We start from the raw sequence: 21,001 nt of genomic DNA, 5'->3' as shown, positions 1-21,001 counted from the left end.
GACTCCTTACTCGTCGCCAAATGCTTAGATCAAGCCTTTCTTCTGCTTGTAGTCGCGAACCGCCGCCTTGATGGCGTCTTCAGCGAGTACCGAGCAGTGGATTTTCACTGGCGGCAGCGCCAGTTCTTCGGCCAGCTGGGTGTTGCTGATGGTGACAGCCTCATCCAGGGTCTTGCCTTTCATCCATTCGGTCGCCAGGGAGCTGGAGGCGATGGCCGAACCGCAGCCGTAAGTCTTGAATTTGGCGTCTTCGATAACGCCAGCATCGTTGACCTTGATCTGCAGGCGCATCACATCGCCGCACGCCGGAGCGCCGACCATGCCGGTGCCGACATCAGGATCTTCCGCGTTCATCTTGCCGACGTTGCGCGGGTTTTCGTAGTGGTCGATGACCTTTTCGCTGTAAGCCATGGTACTGAATCCTCACTCATCAGGGCCGCTCTGGAACCCTGTAGAAACGCCTGCGTTTTCCGCCACGTTCCTACAGAGCTTGGGTGGCGGCTTCTATAGTTAGTGTGCCGCCCACTCGATCTTGGAAATATCGACACCGTCTTTGTACATGTCCCACAGCGGGGACAGAACGCGCAGCTTGTTGACGGCTTCGCAGACCTTCTGCGCGGCGTAATCAACTTGCTCTTCGGTGGTGAAGCGGCCGAACGTAAAGCGGATCGAGCTGTGTGCCAGTTCGTCGTTGCGGCCCAGGGCGCGCAGTACGTACGAAGGCTCAAGGGACGCCGAGGTGCAGGCCGAACCGGACGATACCGCCAGGTCCTTGAGCGCCATGATCAGCGACTCGCCTTCGACGTAGTTGAAGCTCAAATTCAGGTTGTGCGGTACACGAGCGGTCATGCTGCCGTTGATGTACAGCTCTTCAAGGTTTTCGACCTGCTTGTAGAAGCGATCGCTCAGGGCCTTGATGCGCACGTTTTCGGCAGCCATGTCTTCCTTGGCTACACGGAAGGCTTCGCCCATGCCGACGATCTGGTGGGTCGCCAGGGTGCCCGAACGCATGCCGCGCTCGTGACCGCCGCCGTGCATGGTCGCCTCGATACGTACGCGCGGCTTGCGGCTTACGTAGAGAGCACCGATGCCTTTAGGGCCGTAAGTCTTGTGGGCCGAGAACGACATCAGGTCGACTTTCAGCTTGGACAGGTCGATATCGACCTTGCCGGTGGACTGAGCAGCGTCGACGTGCAGCAACACACCCTTGGAGCGGGTGAGCTCGCCGATGGCGGCGATGTCGTTGATGGTGCCGATTTCGTTGTTCACGTGGATCACGGAAACCAGGATGGTGTCTTCACGCATCGCGGCTTCGATCATGGCCGGGGTGACGATACCGTCGGTGGTCGGCTCGAGGTAGGTGACCTCGAAACCTTCACGCTCCAGTTGGCGCATGGTGTCCAGGACAGCCTTGTGCTCAATCTTGGTGGTGATCAGGTGTTTGCCTTTGGTCGCGTAGAAATGCGCCGCGCCCTTGATAGCCAGGTTGTCGGACTCGGTGGCACCGGAGGTCCAGACGATTTCGCGCGGGTCGGCATTGACCAGGTCAGCGACTTGGCGACGAGCGTTCTCGACCGCTTCCTCGGCTTTCCAGCCGAATACGTGGGAACGGGAGGCCGGGTTGCCGAAGTTTCCGTCGACCAGCAGGCATTCGCTCATTTTTTGCGCGACACGCGGATCAACCGGGGTGGTCGCTGAGTAATCAAGGTAAATCGGCAATTTCATGGACTTTCTCCTAAATCAGGCTGGCTGGCGTGCCGTTAGCTCTTCGGCTGTCACTCGACGGCGGACGCTTCAATCTTGTCCAGACGCGGCGCCTTGGTGTTGCAACGGCGCTGGTCCTGACGCTGGGCTACTTCTTGCACCTCACGGCGAGTCACAAGATCAGCCAAGCTGATACCACTCAAAAACTCATGGATCTGCAGGCTCAAGTCACACCACAAGTGGTGCGTCAGGCAGGTGTCGCCGGCATGGCAGTCACCCAAACCCTGGCATTTGGTGGCATCGACGGATTCGTTGACCGCGTCGATCACCTGGGCCACCTGAATGCCCTGCATGTCGCGGGACAACTGATAGCCACCACCCGGACCGCGAACGCTGGAAACCAGATTGCTACGGCGCAATTTGGCGAACAACTGCTCGAGATAGGACAGGGAAATGCCTTGGCGCTCGGAGATATCGGCCAGGGACACCGGCCCAGTTTGCGCGTGCAAGGCCAAGTCGAGCATGGCGGTCACCGCGTATCGGCCTTTTGTAGTCAGTCTCATGGACAAGTACCAAGGTGTTTCAGAATGGGAGCAAGTATGCGATTCCCGAGTATTTAAGTCAACTATAAGACCTAGTACTTTAGTCAGGATTACCCGTAAAAAGGGCGCGCGAATCATAGCAGGGTGGGGTGGGATCGAACAGCGCAACCAGGCCTGCTGCAAGACCACTGAGCCAATAGAGATCAAATGTGGGAGCTGGCTTGCCTGCGATAGCGGCCCATCAGCTTGCTTATAGGTTGCTGGCCCACCGCGATCGCAGGCAAGCCAGCTCCCACAAGGGACCGCGTTCAGCCTGCCTTGGTGGTAGCGGTTTCGTCCTTGATCTCAGCAAAATCTTCTTCGCGCAGTTCAGGCAGGTCTTTGGCACAGTACGGGCTGCCCAACTCCTTCAGCGCACCGCACATGCCCTCCAGCTTGCCATCCACCGCCTGCAGATGATCGAGCAATTGACCAATCGCACGAGCCACCGGGTCGGGCATGTCTTCACTGACGCCATAGGCATCGAAGCCAATCTTCTCGGCCATGGCCTTGCGCTTGGCCTCTTGCTCATCACCAACTTGCGGCTTGGCGATGATGCGGCCTGGAATACCCACAACCGTGGCACCCGGCGGCACAGCCTTGGTCACTACCGCGTTGGAGCCAACCTTGGCGCCGGCACCCACGGTAAACGGCCCGAGCACCTTGGCGCCCGCCCCTACCACCACGCCATCGCCCAGCGTCGGGTGGCGCTTACCCTTGTTCCAGGTGGTGCCGCCCAGGGTCACGCCTTGATAGAGGGTAACGTCATCGCCGATCTCGGCCGTCTCGCCGATCACGATGCCCATACCGTGGTCGATAAAGAACCGACGGCCCACCTTGGCACCCGGGTGGATCTCGATACCGGTCAACCAGCGCCCGAAGTTCGATACCAGCCGCGCCAACCATTTCCAGCCCATGCCCCACAGGGCGCCGGACAGGCGGTGGATCCAGATCGCGTGCATGCCCGGGTAGCAGGTCAGCACTTCAAAGGCGTTGCGCGCCGCCGGGTCACGGTGGAAAACACTTTGGATATCTTCTCGCAAACGCTCGAACATTTTTAATCCTTCCGCTTAAGAAGCTCACCACGGGCCGCTTTCTGGGTTTCCGTGAGGATGCCACGCAATATGTTCATTTCAGCTCGGCTCACCGAGCTGCGCCCATACAAGCGACGCAGGCGCGCCATCAAGTGCCGTGGCTTTTCAGGGTCGAGGAATTCGATGGCGACCAGGGTTTGCTCCAGGTGCTCATAGAACCGTTCCAGCTCGTCCATGGTGGCCAACTCGCCACTTTTGGTCGAGGCAACCTCTTCCTTTTCCACTTTGCTCGGCTGGCCGGCAGCAGCCAGCCAGGCCATGCGCACTTCATAAGTCAGCACCTGCACCGCGGCCCCGAGGTTCAGCGAGCTGAACTCAGGGTCTGAGGGGATATGCACGTGGTAATGACATCGCTGCAGTTCTTCGTTGGTCAGGCCGGAGTCTTCACGACCAAAGACCAAGGCGATTTCAGCGCCGCCAGCTGCCTCTTCCACCACTTTGGTGCCGCATTCACGGGGGTCCAGCAGCGGCCAAGGGATACGACGGTCACGGGCGCTGGTGCCGAGCACCAGATTGCAGCCGACCAGGGCGTCCTCCAAGGTGGCGACCACCTGGGCATTTTCAAGCAAGTCATTGGCGCCGGACGCACGGGCATCCGCCTCGTGGTGCGGGAATACCCGCGGTTCGACCAGCACTAGGCGCGTCAGCCCCATGTTTTTCATGGCTCGCGCCACCCCGCCGATGTTGCCAGGATGACTGGTATTGACCAAGACGACACGAATGTTTTGCAGCAAGGGAGGCGCTCTCGGACACAGGAAAGGGGAGCAAATCTTACAGAACCGCCTAAGGTTATGCCATGAAAGCGAACGTCGTCCTTCACCTGAAGAAAGTTTCTGCTAGAATGCTCGGCTTTCTTTAACAACCTTAGGTGACCTATCCATGCAGCCCATGCTGAATATCGCGCTGCGCGCCGCCCGCAGCGCCAGTGAATTGATTTTCCGCTCCATCGAGCGCCTGGATACCATCAAGGTCGACGAAAAAGACGCCAAGGATTATGTATCCGAGGTGGATCGCGCCGCCGAACAGAAAATCATCGACGCCCTGCGCAAGGCCTACCCTACCCACGGCATCCTCGGCGAAGAAACCGGCCTGCATAAAGGCAGCGGCGAAGGCGAAGATTACCTGTGGATCATCGACCCACTGGATGGCACCACCAACTTCCTGCGCGGCATCCCGCACTTTGCCGTGAGCATCGCCTGCAAATACCGTGGCCGCCTGGAACACGCCGTTGTGCTGGACCCGGTTCGCCAGGAAGAATTCACCGCCAGCCGTGGCCGTGGCGCCCAGTTGAACGGCCGCCGCCTGCGTGTCAGCGGCCGTACCAGCCTGGAAGGCGCTCTGCTGGGTACCGGCTTCCCATTCCGCGACGACCAGATGGACAACCTGGAAAACTACCTGGGCATGTTCCGCGCCCTGGTTGGCCAGACCGCCGGCATCCGCCGCGCCGGTGCTGCCAGCCTGGACCTGGCGTATGTAGCCGCCGGTCGTTTTGATGCGTTCTGGGAGTCGGGCCTGTCCGAGTGGGACATGGCTGCTGGCGCCCTGCTGATTCAAGAAGCTGGCGGCCTGGTGAGCGACTTCACCGGTGGTCACGACTTCCTGGAGAAAGGCCACGTCGTGGCTGGCAACACCAAATGCTTCAAGGCAGTACTGACGGCGATCCAGCCGCACCTGCCGGCTTCGCTGAAGCGTTAAGCGAGCGAGCACAAAAAAAGCACCCCTCGGGGTGCTTTTTTATGCTTGGCATTTGGGTAATGCTGCGTTTTTTCTGCCACAGCACATACCCAATGTGGGAGCGGGCTTGCTCGCGAATGCAGTAGGTCAGTCAATACATCTGCCGACTGACAGTACGCCTTCGCGAGCAAGCCCGCTCCCACATTTTGAACGGTGACTGCCCAGCAATTATTGCTGGTTCTGCCCCAGGATCAGACGGCCTTCCTTGTCCACCGGGATCTGGCTGCCAGGGTCGCGCTCCATACGCACGGTACCTTCCTTGCCATCCAGGTTGTAACGCACGTCATAACCGACCACCTTGTCACTGATGTCGTTAACGGTGTTACAGCGAGTTTGCGTGGTGGTGTAGGTATCGCGGTTCTGCATGCCTTCCTGAACCTTGTTACCGGCGTAGCCACCACCGACCGCACCGGCCACGGTGGCCAGCTTCTTACCGTTACCGCCACCAATCTGGTTGCCTAGCAGGCCACCCGCAAGGGCACCCACCACAGTACCGGCGATTTGATGTTGGTCCTGCACCGGACGCTGCCGGGTCACAGTGACGTCCTTGCAGACCTCACGAGGGGTTTTGATCTGGGTTTTCACCGGCTGTACCGCCAGTACTTGCGCATACTCAGGGCCGCTTTTTACCAGGCTGTAGGTGGCAACAGCGCCTCCGGCAGTCACACCGACAGCACCCAATACCGCACCAACCAGCAACGACTTGTTCACATGAACCTCCTGACCATCACAAGCGGACCGAAAGATCCGCGCTATACCCAGCCTTGGAGCAAAAAAAAAGGCGCGAGTTCAATACTCGCGCCTTTCTTGTAACAGCGGATCAACAAGCGCCCATCAAGGACGGTCGTCGACCTCCTTATCGGTAGCGGCAGGAGGGATCAAGTCTTCGCTGTTGAGGTTCAGCCAGATCAGCACCACGTTGGCGATGTAGATCGACGAGTAGGTACCCGCCAGAACACCGATAAACAGCGCCAGGGAGAAGCCCCACAGGTTGTCGCCGCCGAAGATCATCAGCGCAGCAATCGCCAGCAAGGTGGAGATCGACGTCGCCATGGTCCGCAGCAGGGTCTGGGTGGTGGAGATGTTGATGTTCTCGATCAACGTCGCCTTGCGCAGTACACGGAAGTTCTCACGAACCCGGTCGAATACCACGATGGTGTCGTTGAGCGAGTAACCAATGATCGCCAGCACGGCCGCCAACACGGTCAGGTCGAAGGTGATCTGGAAATAGGCCAGGATGCCCACGGTGACGACCACGTCGTGGATCAGCGACACAATGGCGCCGACACCGAACTTCCACTGAAAGCGGAACGCCAGGTAGATCATGATGCCGACCAGCGCCATCAGCATGCCGAGGCCGCCCTGGTCGCGCAGTTCTTCACCCACTTGCGGGCCGACGAACTCGACGCGCTTGACCGACGCCGGGTTGTCGCCACCCACCTTCTGCAAGGCCTCGGCGACCTGGTGACCCAGTTGCGGGTCTTCGCCAGGCATACGCACCAGCAGGTCGGTGGTGGCACCAAAGCTCTGTACCACGGCTTCGTGATAGCCGGCCTTGACCAACTCGTTGCGCACCAGGGTAACGTCGGCCGGCTTCTCGTAGGTCAGCTCGATGAGCGTACCGCCGGTGAAGTCCAGGCCGTAGTTCAGGCCCTTATGGAACCAGCTGAACAACGCCAGAACGGTAAGGAGCACGGTGACGCCGAACGCAACGTTGCGAACGCCCATGAAGTTGATTGTACGTAACATGGCAGCCCCTTAAATCCACAACTTCTTGAAGTCACGCCCGCCAAAGATCAGGTTGACCATTGCGCGGGTCACCATGATGGCCGTGAACATCGAGGTAAAGATCCCGAGGGACATGGTCACCGCAAAGCCTTTCACCGGGCCGGTGCCCATGGCGAAGAGAATCCCGCCGACCAACAGTGTGGTCAGGTTGGAGTCGAGGATCGCGGTAAATGCCCGGCCGAAGCCTTCGTTGATTGCACGCTGTACGGTCATGCCGGCGGCGATCTCTTCACGAATCCGCGAGAAGATCAGCACGTTGGCATCCACCGCCATACCCATGGTGAGTACGATACCGGCAATACCTGGCAGGGTCAGTGTGGCACCCAGCAACGACATCAGAGCCAGCAACATCACCATGTTGCCCGCCAGGGCAACGGTGGCGATCACACCAAAGAAGCGGTAGATGGCGATGATGAACAGCGACACGAACAACATGCCCCACAGCGCCGCATCGACACCCTTGGTGATGTTGTCGGCACCCAGGCTCGGGCCGATGGTACGTTCTTCAGCGAAGTACATCGGTGCAGCCAGGCCACCGGCACGCAGCAGCAACGCCAGTTCGGACGACTCGCCCTGGCCGTTCAGGCCAGTGATACGGAACTGAGCACCCAGCGGCGACTGGATGGTCGCCAGGCTGATGATCTTCTTCTCTTCCTTGAAGGTCTGCACCGGCACGTCTTTCTCGACGCCGTTGACCATCTGCTTGGTGTAGGTGGTCACCGGGCGCTGCTCGATGAAGATCACCGCCATGCTGCGACCGACGTTGCTGCGCGTGGCGCGGCTCATCAGTTCACCGCCATGGCCATCCAGACGGATGTTCACTTCAGGCGTGCCGTGCTCGCCGAAACCGGCCTTGGCGTCGGTCACCTGGTCACCGGTGATGATCAAACCACGCTCGATCAACGCAGGAGGACGGTTGCCTTCACGGAATTCGAATTCTTCGGAAGTGGCACGCGTAGCGCCTGGGTCTGCCGCGAGACGGAACTCCAGGTTGGCGGTCTTGCCGAGGATACGCTTGGCTTCAGCGGTGTCCTGTACGCCTGGCAGCTCAACCACAATGCGGTTGGCGCCCTGGCGCTGCACGATCGGCTCGGCCACACCCAGCTCGTTGACGCGGTTACGCACCGTGGTCAAGTTCTGCTTGATGGAGTATTCGCGGATTTCAGCGATCTTGGCCGGGCTCATCGCCAGGCGCAGTACCGCTTGACCATTGAGGTCGGCAGGCACGATGTCGAAATCATTGAAGTTCTTGCGGATCAGCGCACGGGCCTGTTCGCGGGAAGCTTCGTCAGCAAAGCCCAGCTGAATGGCACCGTTGAGCTGCGGCAGGCTGCGATAGCGCAGCTTCTCTTTGCGCAGCAGGCTCTTCACGTCGCCTTCGTAGACTTTCAGACGTGCGTCCAGGGCCTTGTCCATGTCGACTTCCAGCAGGAAGTGCACACCACCGGACAAGTCCAGACCCAGCTTCATCGGGTGCGCGCCAATGCTGCGCAGCCATTGTGGCGTGGTCTGGGCCAGGTTGAGCGCGACAACGTAGTCGTCACCCATGGCCTTGCGTACGACATCTTTGGCCGGCAATTGGTCTTCTTGCTTGGTCAGGCGCAACAAGCCGCCTTTGGATCCAGCCGCCAAGGTTGCCGCTTTAACCTGGATACCCGCGTCATTGAGCGCTTTGCTCGCACGGTCCAGGTCTGCCTGATTGACTTGCAGCGAAGTGCTGGCGCCAGAGATCTGGATAGCCGGGTCATCAGGATAGAGATTGGGAGCGGAATAAATAAAACCGATCGCCAGCACCGCCAGGATCAGTACGTATTTCCACAGAGGGTATTTGTTCAGCATCACGCCGCCCGCTTATAACGCGGGGCGCCTTGCGCGCCCCGTCGATTGGTAAAGGTTGTTACTCAGATCGCTTTGAGCGTGCCTTTAGGCAGCGTGGCGGCGATGGCGCCCTTCTGGAACTTCATTTCCACGGTGTCGGAGACTTCCAGTACCACGAAAGCATCGGAAACCTTGGTGATCTTGCCGGCGACGCCGCCAGTGGTCACGACTTCGTCGCCTTTTTGCAGGCTGCCCAGCAGGTTTTTCTGCTCTTTGGCGCGCTTGGCCTGTGGACGCCAGATCATCAGGTAGAAGATGACCAGGAAGCCGACCAGGAAAATCCACTCGAAACCACCGCCCATAGGGCCGGCAGCAGCAGGCGCAGCGGCGTCAGCCATGGCGTTAGAGATAAAAAAGCTCATTTAGCACTCCAGTTGCAAATAGTGAATCTTAGGGTCGGAAAACTCAGTCCAAGGGCGGCACAGGGAGGCCACGCTTGGCATAGAAGGCATCGACGAAGGCGGCCAATGTACCCTGTTGAATAGCCTCGCGCAAACCAGCCATCAGGACTTGGTAGTGACGCAAATTGTGGATGGTATTCAACATGCTACCCAGCATTTCTCCGCACTTGTCCAGATGGTGCAGATAAGCACGGGAGAAGTTCTGGCAGGTGTAGCAATCACAGGTAGGATCCAGCGGCGAATCATCATGGCGATGGAACGCGTTACGGATCTTCAGCACGCCTGTATCGATGAACAGATGCCCATTGCGGGCATTACGGGTTGGCATCACGCAATCGAACATGTCCACACCGCGGCGCACACCCTCTACGAGATCTTCCGGTTTGCCAACGCCCATAAGGTAACGAGGTTTGTCTGCGGGCATCAGGCCCGGCAGGTAATCCAGCACCTTGATCATTTCGTGCTTGGGCTCGCCCACCGACAAACCGCCGATGGCCAGGCCGTCGAAGCCGATCTTGTCGAGGCCTTCCAGCGAGCGTTTGCGCAGGCTTTCATGCATGCCGCCCTGGACAATACCGAGCAGCGCCGCCGTGTTATCGCCATGGGCGTTCTTCGAACGCTGGGCCCAACGCAGCGACAACTCCATGGAGATACGCGCCACGTCTTCATCGGCCGGGTACGGTGTGCACTCGTCAAAAATCATCACGATGTCCGAACCCAAGTCGCGCTGTACCTGCATCGACTCTTCCGGGCCCATGAACACCTTGGCGCCGTCGACCGGCGAGGCGAAGGTCACGCCCTCCTCCTTGATCTTGCGCATGGCGCCCAGGCTGAACACCTGGAAACCACCGGAGTCGGTGAGAATCGGGCCCTGCCACTTCATGAAGTCATGCAGGTCGCCATGCTTCTTGATCACTTCCGTGCCCGGGCGCAGCCACAGGTGGAAGGTGTTGCCCAGAATGATTTCGGCGCCAGTGGCGACGATGTCACGGGGCAACATGCCTTTGACGGTGCCATAGGTGCCGACCGGCATGAACGCCGGGGTCTCCACAGTGCCACGCGGGAAGGTCAGCCGACCGCGACGGGCTTTGCCGTCCGTAGCGAGCAATTCAAACGACATACGACTCATAAGTGGTCCTCAGGGCCGCGCGGCGCCGGGTTACGGGTGATAAACATCGCATCACCGTAGCTGAAAAAACGGTACTCGTTAGCGATGGCGGCTTGATAAGCGGCCATGGTTTCCGGGTAACCGGCAAATGCCGACACCAGCATCAACAGCGTGGATTCGGGCAAATGGAAGTTGGTGACCAGGCAATCGACCACATGGAATGGCCGCCCTGGGAAAATGAAGATATCGGTGTCGCCACTGAACGGCTTGAGCACGCCATCACGCGCTGCGCTCTCCAGCGAACGCACGCTGGTGGTACCCACGGCAACCACTCGACCGCCACGCGCCTTGCACGCATTAACCGCGTCCACGACGTCCTGGCTGACTTCCAGCCATTCGCTGTGCATATGGTGGTCTTCGATGTTCTCTACACGCACCGGCTGAAACGTGCCGGCCCCCACGTGCAGGGTCACATAGGCCGTCTCGACGCCCTTGGCGGCAATCGCATCCAGCAGCGGCTGGTCGAAATGCAGCCCGGCAGTCGGTGCGGCGACGGCGCCGAGGCGCTGTGAGTACACGGTCTGATAGCGCTCGCGGTCCGCGTCTTCGTCGGGGCGGTCTATATAAGGAGGCAACGGCATGTGGCCGACACGCTCCAACAGCGGCAACACTTCTTCAGCAAACTTGAGTTCGAACAAGGCATCGTGGCGCGCGACCATCTCGGCTTCGCCACCGCCCTCGATCAAGATGCTCGACCCCGGTTTGGGCGACTTGCTGGAGCGCACATGGGCCAGCACACGATGGCTGTCCAGCACCCGTTCCACCAGGATTTCCAGCTTGCCGCCGGAAGCCTTCTGGCCAAACAGCCGCGCCGGAATCACCCGGGTATTGTTGAAAACCATCAGATCGCCTGGGCGCAAATGCTCAAGCAAATCAGTGAATTGACGGTGTGCGAGGGCACCGCTGGGCCCGTCAAGGGTCAGCAGTCGACTGGCGCGACGCTCGGCCAAAGGGTGGCGAGCGATCAGCGAATCAGGGAGCTCAAAAGTAAAGTCAGCAACGCGCATGATGGGGTTCGTCTAGCAGGGCCGGGAAGTCTAGCGGAAATAGTGAAAATAGACCATGAAACGTGATTGACCAACGGTAATCTCATCTCTATACTTCGCCGCCATTGAGCCCTGATGGCGGAATTGGTAGACGCGGCGGATTCAAAATCCGTTTTCGAAAGGAGTGGGAGTTCGAGTCTCCCTCGGGGCACCATCTACGTGTCTTTATCTGTCTCTGGCAGTGTAAAGAACTATGTGAACAACTTGAAAAGCCCGCCCTGTGCGGGCTTTCTTGTTTTCTGCTGTCTCTATCAGTCTCTCCCCATACCTTTCCTTCCTGTATCCCCGCATGTATCCTCCAAAAAATCTATAACTTTGGGATACACAAATGAAGCGCTCGCAGATCAAGCGCCGCCCTCTCGCTGATACAGTCCTGGCTAGCTTGGAGCCGGAAACCCAGGAGTATCGAGAGCTCTACGGGGATGGTCTTTACTTCCGCGTTAAGCCGAATGGCGGGAAATCCTGGCAATTACGGTACAAGAAGCCAGGCGGTAGTTGGGCCTGGCTCGGTCTTGGTGGCTACCCAGAAGTCAGTGCAGCACTGGCGAAAAGCAAGGCCGCTGAACATCGAAAAGTAGTGAGCAATGGCATCGATCCGCTAGAGCAAAAGCGCGCCAGTAAAGCGGCGCTGGAGGTCTCTAGGACACGAACCTTCCGCTCAGCCGCCGCTGGGTGGTTCCAATCCAAGGCTGACCAAGGCCTTGCTGAATCGACGCTAAAAAAAATGCGAACCTACCTGGACAAGGACATTCTGCCAGCTCTTGGTGACAAGCTCCTCGACGAGATAACTCGCAACGACTGCGCGAAGCTACAAGCATCAATCGAAGCCCGCGATGCTCACAACGTCGCAGAGAAGTGCCGTGCTTGGCTTAATCAGATTTTCGGCCGAGCCATTGGCCTAGGACTTACGGAGAACGATCCCGCGAGTAGATTGCGGGACATCGCAGCTGCGGCTCCGGCGACAAAGCAGCACCCTCACCTGCTAGAGGAGGAGCTACCCGCTTTTATTCAAGCCCTCAAAAATACCACCAGCCGGCTTCCCGCCCGAACCGCTGCCTGGCTGTGTATTTGGACAGCTTCAAGGCCAAGCATGGTTCGTTTTGCCGAATGGTCTGAGTTCGACCTAGGTGCTGGGATCTGGATGATACCTGACGAAAAAATGAAGATGGGTCGCGATCACGTCAGCCCCCTCCCTACTCAAGCAATAGAGGCGCTGGAAGACCTTCACAGGGTAACGGGGCGCAGCCGGTGGCTTTTCCCTGGGGTGGGGCCAAAAAATCCAACGATCAGCGAAAACACCATAAACAAGGTATTCACCGGTATCGGCTACAAGGGCCGACTCGTCGGGCATGGTACCCGCCATACCGCTAGCACCTTGTTGCGCGAGCATGGATGGCCCAAGGATCACATTGAAGCTCAACTCGCTCATAAAGAAGGGGGTGTCTCTGGCGTTTACAACAAGGCTCAGTACCTGGAAAAACGTACCACTATGATGCAGTGGTACGCTAATTACCTAGAGAAGCTTGCGGCTACAGGAAACTGAAATAATGGAAGACGGTTGGTTAAACGCAACGCGCGCCGTTGAGGTTCTAAACGAAGCGACTCAACATAGCTTTACTTTAATTGATTTGAAAAGAATTTGCGCCACGGGACATTGCCCTGCATACATAAATTGCGATGATGCAGAAGGAGTTGAACTCGAAACGAATAAAGAAGTACATGCTGTCGGCTCACAATTGTTAATCAACCCGGAGCGACTACAAGTTGTTACCTTCGAGTATATCGACCAACCAATTACGAAAATTTTGACTATTAGTAAAAACATCGTAGTGAAAGGCCGGGTACATTTCCATGAAGATGAGACAAGAGCCGCAAATTCAAACGAAAAACCCACCTGGAAACTAAAAACCGAAAAAACAAGATATAACGCGATTTTTAGATCTTCCGATATTGAGGCCGTGACTGCAAACAAAGCTTTGCTTTATAAGTTGACCAAGGGCGTCCTGGACGAACACCTGCAACAACCATTAGCCACGCCAACGAGTATTTCACACACCTACCTGGAAACAGTGAAAGAGCTCGAGCAGCAGCTGGAAAGCGAGCGTAAGGCGCGTATAGCGGCTGAAAAGGAGCTGCAATCGACTACCAGTCCCTTGAAGAACTCGCATTTACTCACGGTCGCTGGCTTGCTGGAGCTATTGCTCATGGAGCATAACAAGCCTCGTTATGATCAAGGCAGAATCGCAACTGCAATAGAAGAAAAGGGGTGGCGAGGCGCAAGCGCCAGTACAGTCACCAAACTATTTGCTGAAGCCAAAGTAGCAGCCAATGAAGCAGAGAAGATTACCCAAGCCAAAGCCGAGGCCAGAGATAACGCAGCAAAGCTGAGACCCAAACGCTAAGCACCTTTGCAACTGCAAAAATCGGTTTTGCAGTTGCAATTACTAACTGCCTTCACTCCGTCAATCTGTGCCCGTCATCACCTACAACGGGCTTAGACATGACCACACCTCCCTATACTCATCCAACCAGCTCATCCCCGGCAGCAGAAATCATTACCCCTCGGTCTGTGATTATCCGTATGCACGATGTCGAAGCTATCACTGGATTGAGGCGAAATTCGATTTACAAACTCTTGAAAAAAGATCCGAGATTTCCGCGATCTGTTTCACTCAGTGATAGCAAGTCTCGCGGCGCGCCAGTTGGTTGGGTGTTAGCCGAAGTTCAAGAATGGGTACAAGGACGAATGGCATTGCGAGGGCGCCCATAATGGATCACTCGAATTCCCGTAAACCAGGGGTTTATCTTCAAGAGAAGCCTACAGATTCAGTGAATATTGCCCGTAGGCAGGAAGCTTGGAGTCGCCAGTTGATGGAGAACGAACAACAACGTGCAGCCTCTGAAGCAGCTGGCTTGCCCGCACTGTGTAGATTAGTAGAAGTTGCCAGGCGCGATACAGGACAAAGCCAGATATGCGGACGTTTTCTGCTGGCAATATACAATAGCAACGCTTTCCCCTTTAACCTCAGCGACCTCCGTAGCCTTGAGCGAACTATTTGGGAAGATTGCATTGCTGTCTTAGGACTCGACCAACGCCCGAGAAAAGAAATTCACCTTCTGATCAAAGATGGCCCTGCTATCTGGGAAGAATTGAAATCAACCTGGGCCCCGAATAGGCGAACCTAAGACCAAATATAAATGCTCTAGATCTGAACCGAGAGAGAGGCTGGATGATTCGATCAACCAGCGTCTCTTAAACAAGGAAATTGTGCGCCTTAATTTCTGCAATTAACAACTACGAAACAACTTATGAGCGTGAAGTTCGGCACCTCGCTTAAACCCATGCTTAGTGCCACGACGGCTTAAATAGGACACTACAACTCAGGGAAGAAAAATATAAATAAAGGAACCCACAGTGCCAACCGAAAGCCAACCACAGTCGGACGACGCCATTTATTCTTCTATTGGGTTGCAGATTACCGCTGCCTCCCTGCCTGCGCTCCACTATCTATCGCCAAGGCAGATATCCTACTTGGCAACCAGAATAGCCGGACAGCTTTCGACCACCCAGAACCATGATTTTAAAATATCTTCCGTCAGGGTGGAATTGAGAACAGACTTCTACGGAATTACGATTTCGGGGAGAACGGTATCAGCAGTATTGGCCAGATCGCAATCTCGAAAATATTGGAGGCGTAGAATCCAATATGAAGCAGATATTGCGAGACTCAATTTTGAAGCAACTCTTAAGACAGTAGGTGGTGCCTCACCAGACGCACAGCTTTACTCCTCAGATATCACTCTTCAGAAAGCAAGGAGCAAAAAATCTGAAACGCAAGCGTTCTTGTCCAGCAAAGTAATAGTTAACAAGCAAACCGGAAATAAAATCTTGTTATCTGAATTGGCATCCCAGGCAGCCGTCAATCGGTTCAACGAGCTCTATTGGATTTCTAAAAATTTCGAAGCCATTGCGGACGATAATAATATGGGCTGGCTATTTGTGACATATACAGCTCCGCCCAAGTACCATCCAAACCCCTTGAAAGGCAAATGTAGTTACGATCCAAAATTAGGAGTAAAGGCAAGCCACACGTACATTTCGTCGGCCTGGGCAAGAATCAGATCGCTTTTGAATAAATGGGGGATCAAGAGTGGAGTCGATACCTACTTTGGTTTCAGGATCGCAGAAACGCATAAAGATGGCTCTGTGCACTGGCACCTCTTAGTGTTCACTACATTCGATGCCACCCAACCATTCATCGACGCTAGTAAAGAACATTTTCCTCACTATGGACAACTGAAGATAGAGATCGGAGACCCTAAGATCGGTAGTGCCTCCAGCTACATCTTCAAATATCTCGCAAAAGGATTCGAGCCGTCTGTTTCAAATTTTGACACCAATGCCAATGCTAAAGATACAAAGGCCGATGAGAAGCGGGAGCAGTCAGACTTAGCGTCAATCAGGAACGGAGAGCGAGTCCGTGCAGCCCTTCAGACCATGCGGGTAAGACAATATCAGCCATTTGGAGTTAAAAATGTCCTCACCTTGGTACGCTTGATTAATAAGCTCCAAGAAGTAGAAATTCATGCTCTACCAGGAGAGGTAGCGGAAATTGTAAAAACAAAAATTTGGCGCAATACCAATGGTCTCAAGCATCTACTCGAGCGCCCTGACCTTTTTACGAAGCAGAATGGCACTGCGCCACTTATGCTTACGAAAGAAGAGTTCACGACAATTTACGGGGAAAAATCGTTCAGGGTAACTGGGCTGAAGATTGGAGATAATCACGTCTATACTAAGGGACGCTTCAAAATCGAAGAAGCATAACCCTGTGGTTACAGTTATTAATATTGATCCAAGAGAAGACATGCCACATGATCTCTCTTCTATCCCGGTATGTAGATAACAGCACAAGCCCTACATGACGTCAGTAAGAAAAACCAGCCTCATCATTGAGATCCAGGCCCCGCCTCGGGGCCACACCCCTAGGATCGATAAGCGACTCAAGCATACCTAAACGCCGCAATAAGGTATCCCTCTCCGCTTCTAAAGTCAGGATTCGACCTGCATCGGCAAGACTCTCTCTCTCACGCGACACAACGCTTTCTAATCGCTGATCAAGTTCATACATTTTCGATGAGTAGACAATTTCCCGGTGTGCCGCTACTTGCTGCCGTTCATCTAAGCGCCTGGCCAGCTCTTCAAGTCGCTCATGTCTCGAACGATTTGCCTTTCTGGTGCGTGCCGCTAGCGCAGCACGCTGCGCGTTAGCCTTAGCCACTGCCTCGGCCTGTCTCCAGCGGTCTGTCTTTCTACCGAAAGCAGCCCCCGCGTAATCCTTGAAACTCAGCTGCGGCGCATCGCCAACCGCCGTCATAGTCGAGTAAAACGCTGACACCACCTCGTGCTTAGCCTTCGACCCTCTAACGCCACGTTCAAGGCCACGTTTAGCACCGCATGAAGCATGGAAACTGTCTTGCATTTCACGTAGTTTCGCAGGCCCTCCAAGGAAATCACGGCACGAAAGCCGCCCGTCCTTGGTACGCGGTACAACATATGCGACTAAATGCGGCGTGGACTCATCCAAGTGCAGGGTTGAGCTAAGAACATTTTCCGCACCGTGACGTTTCTTCAACCATGACAAGGCATCACTAAAGTACCCTCCCCCCAGGTCATCCAAGCGACCCCCATTGCGTTTAAAAGACTCAGGTGAAGCCGTTATCAAATATTCGATGCAAAGCACGGCATCACTTCTCCGCTTCTCCGGAAGGCGCTCCCTTAGCTTTTGTAAAATATGTTTTGCGCCACTAGCACCTACCGTGCGATTTCGCCCCAGTAGATTCGGATCAGCGTTTGGTGTCGGCTGCTCTCTGAATGTATGACGAGCCGAACGGGCCACAGCACCGAAGCTTTTGAGCTTTTTTACCCGGAGAATCGCAAAACTCAAAAGCCCGGCCCCTCATAGCCAACAAGCTGAGGCTCACGTTTCCACTTTGGCATATAAGCCTTAGGTTTGGGCATCGCTTGATAGCTAGTATTCACGTTAGCGGGCGGCATCCCCCCGTCGCCAACCACCGGGGCAAGAATCCCACTTATAACATCCAGCAGCAGCGCCAATAAGAGCAAAACGGCATCAAGCAGAGTTACTTCAACCCTAAGAACCTCACGAAATTCTTTTTCATCAGTTTCAATATATCTTTGAGCCGATCCAGTATTTTGTAACTTGAGCAGAGCATCGAATGCCCACGGCACATCCGCTCGACGAATCTCATAGAAATCGACAGGAAGCTGCTTTTTAGAAATCTCGCTCAGTGTTCTGGTAACTACTTCATTAAGTTTTTCGCCAGGGAAAGTCTTACCGGCCCTGGCCAGAATAGCGCGCTTATCATCAGGTAAAAAAAGAATAGTGCCTTCACTCACGGCGGCATCTCCTGTCGCTCTTGTTATTCTTACATTATGCGAATGGAGCAATGAGTTGCACAACCCCAAACGGGACACTATGTGTAACCCACTACACTTCCTTCGGAAGTTGCGGGCCAGCGTGCCGCTGGACTGCAGGTCGCTGCGCTCCGAAAAGTCGCGCCCGCTTTGGGCGCCACCCGCCCAGGGATCGCCCTGGATGCTCGGGAGATGGGGGTAAGAGCTCTCCCCACCCCCCTTGCACAGCTTGCGATCAAAAAGGCGTCAAGGGTTCGCTACGCCACGATCCTCGCCCGTTCCTGCTCGCTTCGCTGTGCGGGCTGCGGCCTCCGGTCATGCCCTTGACCCCCACCAAGATCAGCTAAATGGTTTAGGTTCGGTGAAGGTATCCCGCCCATGCCGGATATACTCTAGCCAACGTTCAAATGGATATCGTGATGAACGCCTACCTCATTTTTATATTTCTGCCCGAGAACGACATCTAAACGGCCTCAGGAACCACCCGATTTAGAAAAACCTTTAATACACTACATACCTTAGCTACATCTTCAGGATATTTATCATTCAAGTAGATATATAAATCCTGATACGAGATTCTAAATTGTCTTTTTATGGCAGTGACGAGTTTTTTGTCTCGTTTTCCACCTACCAGCTCTTGCTCCAAAGGCGCAGGCAAAACAAACTTACCACTATCATAGTCTTCCAATATTTTCTTTTCGACACTTAAAAATGGGATGCAATATGTATTATTCTTTTGACCAACGCGCTTCCCCTCATAATCTCCATCAAGAATAGCTAGCACATTGGATTCTGGGCCAAAAAAACCTTCATAAATATTTTTCTCCCGAAGCTGGGAAACATTTTCACCCCCTCCGACTGGAATTATTTGGAACGAGTAGAAGCTAGGAATATTATGAGTAGCTATAAGGAATTTGAAAAAACCTTCCAGCACAGGATCTTCAGTTAAAATGTAACGATCCCACCCTGCAAAACCAAAAAGAACTGATTTAACGTAATTATATGATACCGGCTGTGTCGTTATAGCATCACCTTCACAGCCCATATAATAAAGCTCACCATCGTTCATGGTTCGCATTATGGCCATTGAATGTGTAGTAAATACTACACTCATTTTTTCCGTCTCGCAGAATCTCCTAAGCCACCCGACTAACCGACTTTGCGCGGCAGAATCCAATGAAATATCAATTTCATCAATTACAATCAGCCTAGATGCACCCTTTATTTTTCTGTAAAGTGAAATTAAGAAAAACTCCCCCGAACTTAGATGATCCTCTCTAACATACCTATCATCCTTCAAAGGCATTATATAGTAACTATTCTTGCCGACCTTCACCTCCTTCAAATCTGAAAACTTATTGCTCCCGTACACATCAGCCAGCAATGCTATCAACTCTTCAGGTACAAAATAATCACCCAACATGACAGCGGTTCTAATATCACTATCGGCAGAGCTAATACTTTGAAATGTGTTGAAGCGCTGCCCCCAGGGCATGGGCAATTCTACTTCAATTTGCCTCTTCAACTCCTGAGGAAAAACATCCTTGCTATTTAGATCATCCAGGCTTTGGTCGTATTCAAAATGATAAGCCGCATCATCGCAATAATAACTTATCTTACTACCGGGTTTAATCGCGCCAGGCTGAGCCATTTTTGAGAATGTATCAGCAACTTTAAGATTTCTAATCGACTTAATCAGCGTGGTTTTACCCACGCCATTTTTACCAACTATACAGGTCAGCCCATTCTTATTAAGATCCAAATCGATACGAAGAGAGCTAATATGCTGAATATTTTTAACTTCGATACATAGCTGCATCATGAAGCCACCGAAACATGTATCATCTTATCTACCGCAGCGGCGCCATACTTTTTTCTCATTTTATCTAGAAAGCTAGGATCCACGGTATTTATGTAATTGAGCTGACCTGAAAACTTTTTTAGCGCCCTTTCTAAATCCGGCTCCTTCAAGAAAGACGTGAACATTTTCTTATCCTTGATTAGAAAATGCATTGCTGTTTCGGAATCCTTTTTAAGCTTTCCATCGACAGAAACCTTTCCATTTGGAAGGATTGAGACACCAAGAATTCTAACTTTATCGCCTGGCTTAATGAACCTAGTCTTCTTCGGATTTAGCTTTAAGTCACCACCAAATTCGGCATATAAAAATTCAATAACCTTTTTACACGCCTGGTGCATAAGATCCTCGCTTTCCCCGGAGACTATTAAATCGTCAGCATATCTAGTATAGGTAAGCGAATTATCGTGACACCATGCCAAAAACACTCTATCAAACTTATATAGACAGGCATTACTTATAGCCGGAGAAGTTGGATATCCAGGTGGAAGAACACCGTCAACTGTTACAAGCTCCAACACCCTATCTAACCAGGCTTCTATGTCAGATATAGGGCATTGATCTACAGCAGCAAGAACACTTCTAGCAATCATTTTATTAGTGATGCTGCCGAAAAAATTTGCAATATCGGATTGAAAAAAATATTTATTGCCACTGTGTTTCTCTACGGCATCAACTACATTCACGCCCTTCCTATACGAAAACACCACATCTTTTTCGATAGGAAGCCGATCAAATAATACTCTACTCAAAAAACCCAGATAGAGCTTGAGAGCTTTTCCAGGACTATATACTGTTCGCCCATCAAACTCTTTTTTCGAATAAGCCTCGTTTACAACGAGATTTGAGAAGTCTGCGAAGTCCTGCTTCCCTCGAAATGTTGCGAAGAACAACTGCTCTAAAGGTCGTCTATTCATGACTTATTTGCTCAATATGCTGACCTTAAATCAGCAACTGTTTCTCTGATAAGTAAAAAGGCATATTAGACCAATATCGGTAAAAATTCGACATCTTCGATATATCCAGAGCACTGAAGAGGAGAGACTCATACGGACGCCACGCAGAATAAGCAGCTCCGGATATCTAGCTAGCCTTGGGGGAGTAGCGTCTTGGCAGCACATTGCGAATTTGCCATGTCTAAGAAAAGACGAAATCTACAAGAAAGCGTAGCTACAACCTGAGTTCGGTTTTTTTGACTGGATGGGCTATGGGGCGGGGCGGATGCTAGGAGGTGCTGGGAGGTGCTGGGAGGTGCTGGGAGGTGCTGGGAGGCGGAGGAAGTGTTCCTTACTATCTGTGTAGGCTTATGT

Annotated in this window: 20 protein-coding genes and 1 tRNA gene; 6 read left to right on the top strand and 15 right to left on the bottom strand. The window is 53.9% G+C overall.

Annotated elements, in window-relative coordinates:
• Positions 1 to 24: 24 nt before the first annotated feature.
• The 5 genes from iscU to trmJ form a co-directional block, all read right to left on the bottom strand.
• Entirely contained in the window at positions 25 to 411 is a 387-nt protein-coding gene (gene iscU, locus CRN80_RS14565; protein ID WP_003175965.1) for a Fe-S cluster assembly scaffold IscU, read from the bottom strand.
• A 99-nt stretch (positions 412 to 510) separates the two neighbouring features.
• Entirely contained in the window at positions 511 to 1,725 is a 1,215-nt protein-coding gene (locus CRN80_RS14560) for an IscS subfamily cysteine desulfurase (protein WP_003194019.1), read from the bottom strand.
• 50 nt (positions 1,726 to 1,775) lie between these two features.
• A complete protein-coding gene (iscR, locus tag CRN80_RS14555) occupies positions 1,776 to 2,267 on the bottom strand; it encodes a Fe-S cluster assembly transcriptional regulator IscR (protein WP_003194020.1) in 492 nt (163 codons plus the stop codon).
• A 287-nt stretch (positions 2,268 to 2,554) separates the two neighbouring features.
• The gene (gene cysE, locus CRN80_RS14550) at positions 2,555 to 3,340 is read right to left on the bottom strand and encodes a serine O-acetyltransferase (protein WP_032895385.1); all 786 of its coding nucleotides are present in this window, start codon (positions 3,338 to 3,340) and stop codon (positions 2,555 to 2,557) included.
• A 2-nt stretch (positions 3,341 to 3,342) separates the two neighbouring features.
• Positions 3,343 to 4,113 (bottom strand): tRNA (cytosine(32)/uridine(32)-2'-O)-methyltransferase TrmJ, encoded by a 771-nt coding sequence (trmJ, locus tag CRN80_RS14545; RefSeq protein WP_014719824.1) that lies wholly within the window; start codon positions 4,111 to 4,113, stop codon positions 3,343 to 3,345.
• 145 nt (positions 4,114 to 4,258) lie between these two features.
• On the opposite strand from trmJ, the gene suhB reads away from it, so the two are divergent.
• Complete coding sequence (gene suhB / locus CRN80_RS14540) at positions 4,259 to 5,074, top strand: inositol-phosphate phosphatase (protein ID WP_005791195.1); 816 nt, start codon at positions 4,259 to 4,261, stop codon at positions 5,072 to 5,074.
• 207 nt (positions 5,075 to 5,281) lie between these two features.
• Here the strand turns inward: suhB and CRN80_RS14535 are convergent, their stop codons facing one another.
• From CRN80_RS14535 to queA, 6 genes are all read right to left on the bottom strand, one after another.
• Positions 5,282 to 5,824 (bottom strand): glycine zipper 2TM domain-containing protein, encoded by a 543-nt coding sequence (locus CRN80_RS14535; RefSeq protein WP_003194023.1) that lies wholly within the window; start codon positions 5,822 to 5,824, stop codon positions 5,282 to 5,284.
• 123 nt (positions 5,825 to 5,947) lie between these two features.
• Positions 5,948 to 6,862, bottom strand: a complete 915-nt coding sequence (secF, locus tag CRN80_RS14530) for a protein translocase subunit SecF (RefSeq protein WP_032895384.1) — start codon at positions 6,860 to 6,862, stop codon at positions 5,948 to 5,950.
• Between the two features lie 9 nt (positions 6,863 to 6,871).
• A complete protein-coding gene (secD, locus tag CRN80_RS14525; protein ID WP_003194025.1) occupies positions 6,872 to 8,740 on the bottom strand; it encodes a protein translocase subunit SecD in 1,869 nt (622 codons plus the stop codon).
• Positions 8,741 to 8,802: 62 nt separating this feature from the next.
• Positions 8,803 to 9,141 carry a preprotein translocase subunit YajC gene (gene yajC, locus CRN80_RS14520; protein ID WP_098950431.1) on the bottom strand — a complete coding sequence of 113 codons (339 nt, stop codon included), beginning with the start codon at positions 9,139 to 9,141 and terminating at the stop codon, positions 8,803 to 8,805.
• 43 nt (positions 9,142 to 9,184) lie between these two features.
• Positions 9,185 to 10,300 carry a tRNA guanosine(34) transglycosylase Tgt gene (gene tgt, locus CRN80_RS14515; RefSeq protein ID WP_169918585.1) on the bottom strand — a complete coding sequence of 372 codons (1,116 nt, stop codon included), beginning with the start codon at positions 10,298 to 10,300 and terminating at the stop codon, positions 9,185 to 9,187.
• Positions 10,301 to 10,305: 5 nt separating this feature from the next.
• The gene (queA, locus tag CRN80_RS14510; RefSeq protein ID WP_098950429.1) at positions 10,306 to 11,355 is read right to left on the bottom strand and encodes a tRNA preQ1(34) S-adenosylmethionine ribosyltransferase-isomerase QueA; all 1,050 of its coding nucleotides are present in this window, start codon (positions 11,353 to 11,355) and stop codon (positions 10,306 to 10,308) included.
• Between the two features lie 108 nt (positions 11,356 to 11,463).
• Here queA and CRN80_RS14505 point away from each other — a divergent pair.
• The 5 genes from CRN80_RS14505 (at position 11,464) to CRN80_RS14480 (ending at position 16,222) form a co-directional block, all read left to right on the top strand.
• Positions 11,464 to 11,548: transfer RNA gene (locus CRN80_RS14505), tRNA-Leu, on the top strand.
• Between the two features lie 174 nt (positions 11,549 to 11,722).
• Complete coding sequence (locus CRN80_RS14500; RefSeq protein WP_098950428.1) at positions 11,723 to 12,937, top strand: tyrosine-type recombinase/integrase; 1,215 nt, start codon at positions 11,723 to 11,725, stop codon at positions 12,935 to 12,937.
• 4 nt (positions 12,938 to 12,941) lie between these two features.
• The gene (locus CRN80_RS14495; RefSeq protein WP_098950427.1) at positions 12,942 to 13,796 is read left to right on the top strand and encodes a hypothetical protein; all 855 of its coding nucleotides are present in this window, start codon (positions 12,942 to 12,944) and stop codon (positions 13,794 to 13,796) included.
• Positions 13,797 to 13,894: 98 nt separating this feature from the next.
• Entirely contained in the window at positions 13,895 to 14,164 is a 270-nt protein-coding gene (locus CRN80_RS14490) for an AlpA family phage regulatory protein (RefSeq protein WP_371861807.1), read from the top strand.
• A gap of 645 nt (positions 14,165 to 14,809) precedes the next feature.
• Positions 14,810 to 16,222: a replication endonuclease gene (locus tag CRN80_RS14480; RefSeq protein WP_178081021.1), complete on the top strand. Its 1,413-nt coding sequence runs from the start codon at positions 14,810 to 14,812 to the stop codon at positions 16,220 to 16,222.
• 100 nt (positions 16,223 to 16,322) lie between these two features.
• On the opposite strand, the gene mobV is transcribed toward CRN80_RS14480, so the two are convergent.
• The 4 genes from mobV to CRN80_RS14460 all read right to left on the bottom strand — a co-directional run bounded on the left by mobV (position 16,323) and on the right by CRN80_RS14460 (position 20,608).
• Complete coding sequence (gene mobV / locus CRN80_RS14475; RefSeq protein WP_098950424.1) at positions 16,323 to 17,342, bottom strand: MobV family relaxase; 1,020 nt, start codon at positions 17,340 to 17,342, stop codon at positions 16,323 to 16,325.
• On the bottom strand, positions 17,339 to 17,815 hold the full coding sequence (locus CRN80_RS14470; RefSeq protein ID WP_098950423.1) for a hypothetical protein: 477 nt from the start codon (positions 17,813 to 17,815) through the stop codon (positions 17,339 to 17,341). The genes mobV and CRN80_RS14470 overlap by 4 nt, the downstream gene beginning before the upstream one ends.
• 481 nt (positions 17,816 to 18,296) lie before the next feature.
• On the bottom strand, positions 18,297 to 19,655 hold the full coding sequence (locus tag CRN80_RS14465) for an ATP-dependent endonuclease (protein WP_256588866.1): 1,359 nt from the start codon (positions 19,653 to 19,655) through the stop codon (positions 18,297 to 18,299).
• Positions 19,652 to 20,608 carry a reverse transcriptase domain-containing protein gene (locus CRN80_RS14460; RefSeq protein WP_098950422.1) on the bottom strand — a complete coding sequence of 319 codons (957 nt, stop codon included), beginning with the start codon at positions 20,606 to 20,608 and terminating at the stop codon, positions 19,652 to 19,654. Before CRN80_RS14460 ends, CRN80_RS14465 begins: the two co-directional genes overlap by 4 nt.
• Positions 20,609 to 21,001 lie beyond the last annotated feature (393 nt).

Origin of the sequence: Pseudomonas sp. FDAARGOS_380, assembly GCF_002591235.1 — a bacterium.
GTDB lineage: Bacteria > Pseudomonadota > Gammaproteobacteria > Pseudomonadales > Pseudomonadaceae > Aquipseudomonas > Aquipseudomonas salmasensis.
The sequence above is the reverse complement of the archived record's forward strand: the minus strand, read 5'-3'. Positions and strand labels throughout refer to the sequence as shown.

What these genes read in the sequence shown, in the direction of transcription:
- iscU (WP_003175965.1), bottom strand. Translation starts at nt 411, where the DNA reads ATGGCTTACAGCGAAAAGGTCATCGACCACTACGAAAACCCGCGCAAC.
- CRN80_RS14560 (WP_003194019.1), bottom strand. Translation starts at nt 1,725, where the DNA reads ATGAAATTGCCGATTTACCTTGATTACTCAGCGACCACCCCGGTTGAT.
- iscR (WP_003194020.1), bottom strand. Translation starts at nt 2,267, where the DNA reads ATGAGACTGACTACAAAAGGCCGATACGCGGTGACCGCCATGCTCGAC.
- cysE (WP_032895385.1), bottom strand. Translation starts at nt 3,340, where the DNA reads ATGTTCGAGCGTTTGCGAGAAGATATCCAAAGTGTTTTCCACCGTGAC.
- suhB (WP_005791195.1), top strand. Translation starts at nt 4,259, where the DNA reads ATGCAGCCCATGCTGAATATCGCGCTGCGCGCCGCCCGCAGCGCCAGT.
- secF (WP_032895384.1), bottom strand. Translation starts at nt 6,862, where the DNA reads ATGTTACGTACAATCAACTTCATGGGCGTTCGCAACGTTGCGTTCGGC.
- secD (WP_003194025.1), bottom strand. Translation starts at nt 8,740, where the DNA reads ATGCTGAACAAATACCCTCTGTGGAAATACGTACTGATCCTGGCGGTG.
- yajC (WP_098950431.1), bottom strand. Translation starts at nt 9,141, where the DNA reads ATGAGCTTTTTTATCTCTAACGCCATGGCTGACGCCGCTGCGCCTGCT.
- tgt (WP_169918585.1), bottom strand. Translation starts at nt 10,300, where the DNA reads ATGTCGTTTGAATTGCTCGCTACGGACGGCAAAGCCCGTCGCGGTCGG.
- queA (WP_098950429.1), bottom strand. Translation starts at nt 11,355, where the DNA reads ATGCGCGTTGCTGACTTTACTTTTGAGCTCCCTGATTCGCTGATCGCT.
- CRN80_RS14500 (WP_098950428.1), top strand. Translation starts at nt 11,723, where the DNA reads ATGAAGCGCTCGCAGATCAAGCGCCGCCCTCTCGCTGATACAGTCCTG.
- CRN80_RS14495 (WP_098950427.1), top strand. Translation starts at nt 12,942, where the DNA reads ATGGAAGACGGTTGGTTAAACGCAACGCGCGCCGTTGAGGTTCTAAAC.
- CRN80_RS14490 (WP_371861807.1), top strand. Translation starts at nt 13,895, where the DNA reads ATGACCACACCTCCCTATACTCATCCAACCAGCTCATCCCCGGCAGCA.
- CRN80_RS14465 (WP_256588866.1), bottom strand. Translation starts at nt 19,655, where the DNA reads ATGATGCAGCTATGTATCGAAGTTAAAAATATTCAGCATATTAGCTCT.
- CRN80_RS14460 (WP_098950422.1), bottom strand. Translation starts at nt 20,608, where the DNA reads ATGAATAGACGACCTTTAGAGCAGTTGTTCTTCGCAACATTTCGAGGG.